Source organism: Nocardiopsis sp. CNR-923, assembly GCF_001942255.1.
Taxonomy (GTDB): domain Bacteria; phylum Actinomycetota; class Actinomycetes; order Streptosporangiales; family Streptosporangiaceae; genus Nocardiopsis.
Genome location: NZ_MKKC01000028.1, coordinates 1 through 2,415, shown reverse-complemented (window position 1 = coordinate 2,415; position 2,415 = coordinate 1). Strand labels below are relative to the sequence as shown.

The following is a 2,415-nucleotide window of genomic DNA, read 5'->3' as shown; positions in this document are numbered from 1 at the left end:
CTTGGCACCAGGCGCCGATGAAGGACGTGGGAGGCCGCGATAGTCCACGGGGAGTTGTCAACCGAGCTTTGATCCGTGGGTGTCCGAATGGGGAAACCTAGCCCGAGTTGTGTCGGGTTGCCGCTGCCTGAATGTATAGGGTAGTTGGTGGTGACGCGGGGAAGTGAAACATCTCAGTACCCGTAGGAAGAGTAAACAACAGTGATTCCCCTAGTAGTGGTGAGCGAACGGGGAAGAGGCTAAACCGTGCGCGTGTGATAGACGGCAGTCGTTGCGTGTGCGGGGTTGTGGGGTGCATCTGTTCGGGTCTGCCGGCCCGGAGCGCTGATGGTTCTTCTAGCTGAATCCGTTGGGAAGCGGTACCGGAGTGGGTGAGAGTCCCGTAGGTGAAGGAAGAGTCTAGGTGTTGATGTTCTCCCGAGTAGCGCGGAGCCCGAGGAATTCCGTGTGAATCTGGCAGGACCACCTGCTAAGCCAAAATACGTCCTGGTGACCGATAGTGCACTAGTACCGTGAGGGAAAGGTGAAAAGTGCCCCGGTGAGGGGTCGTGAAATAGTACCTGAAACCGTGTGCTGTCAAGCCGTCAGAGCCTGTCTTTGTGGTGGGTGATGGCGTGCCTTTTGAAGAATGAGCCTGCGAGTCATGGTGTGTGGCGAGGTTAACCCGGGTGGGGTAGCCGTAGGGAAACCGAGTCTGAAGAGGGCGTTGGAGTCGCATGCTGTGGACCCGAAGCGGAGTGATCTACCCATGTCCAGGGTGAAGCGGGGGTAAGACCTCGTGGAGGCCCGAACCCACCAGGGTTGAAAACCTGGGGGATGAGGTGTGGGTAGGGGTGAAAGGCCAATCAAACTCCGTGATAGCTGGTTCTCCCCGAAATGCATTTAGGTGCAGCGTCGCGTGTTTCTTGCTGGAGGTAGAGCTACTGTTTGGCTGATGGGCCCGACAAGGTTACTGACGTCAGACAAACTCCGAATGCCGGTTAAGTGAAGCGTGGCAGTGAGACTGCGGGGGATAAGCTTCGTAGTCGAGAGGGAAACAGCCCAGATCATCAGCTAAGGCCCCTAAGCGTGTGCTAAGTGGGAAAGGTTGTGGAGTTGCTGAGACAACCAGGAGGTTGGCTTAGAAGCAGCCATCCTTTAAAGAGTGCGTAATAGCTCACTGGTCAAGTGGTTCTGCGCCGATAATGTAGCGGGGCTTAAGCACACCGCCGAAGCTGTGGAGCCCGGGTTTGTGCCCGGGTTGGTAGGGGAGCGTCGTGCATCCGGTGAAGCTGCCGAGTGATCGTGTGGTGGAGGGTGTGCGAGTGAGAATGCAGGCATGAGTAGCGAAAGCAGCGTGAGAAACGTTGCCGCCGATTGACTAAGGGTTCCTGGGGCAGGTTAATCCGCCCAGGGTGAGTCTGGACCTAAGGCGAGGCCGACAGGCGTAGTCGATGGATAACGGGTTGATATTCCCGTACCCGTGCGCGAGCGTCCAGTATCGAGGCGACGGATGCTAACCATGCTGGTGCCTTGGGGTCCCTTCGGGGAGCCTGGGGTTTTGGTGTGGGAACCGATGTTGTAGTAGGTAAGTGATGGGGTGACGCAGGAGGGTAGCTCTACCCGGCGGTGGTTGTCCGGGGGTAAGCGTGTAGGCTGGTGTGTTGGTAAATCCGCACACTGTGTGGCTGAGACGTGATGCCGAGCCGTTTTTGGTGAAGTGAGTGATCCCATGCTGTCGAGAAAAGCCTCTAGCGAGTTCGTGTGTGGCCAGTACCCTAAACCGACGCAGGTGGTCAGGTAGAGAATACCGAGGCGTTCGGGTGAACCATGGTTAAGGAACTCGGCAAATTGTCCCCGTAACTTTGGGAGAAGGGGAGCCCTGTCTGGTGATGGCCTTTGCGGTCGGAGCTGGGTGGGGTCGCAGATAGCGGGGGGAAGCGACTGTTTATTAAAAACACAGGTCCGTGCGAAGTCGTAAGACGCTGTATACGGACTGACGCCTGCCCGGTGCTGGAACGTTAAGAGGACTGGTTAGTGGGGGTTTGTCCCTTGCGAAGCTGGGAATCTAAGCGCCAGTAAACGGCGGTGGTAACTATAACCATCCTAAGGTAGCGAAATTCCTTGTCGGGTAAGTTCCGACCTGCACGAATGGCGTAACGACTTCCCCACTGTCTCAACCATGGGCCCGGTGAAATTGCACTACGAGTAAAGATGCTCGTTTCGCGCAGCAGGACGGAAAGACCCCGGGACCTTCACTATAGCTTGACATTGGTGTTTGGGATGGTTTGTGTAGGATAGGTGGGAGCCGGTGAAGCTGTCACGCTAGTGGCGGTGGAGGCGTTGGTGAAATACCACTCTGACTGTTTCGGGCATCTAACTTTGGGCCGTGATCCGGTTCGGGGACAGTGTCTGGTGGGTAGTTTAACTGGGGCG

General features: G+C 56.8%; 1 rRNA gene. It reads left to right on the top strand.

Going from position 1 to position 2,415, the window contains the following annotated elements:
* Nucleotides 1-2,415 (top strand): 23S ribosomal RNA (locus BJF83_RS01945); the annotation flags it as partial.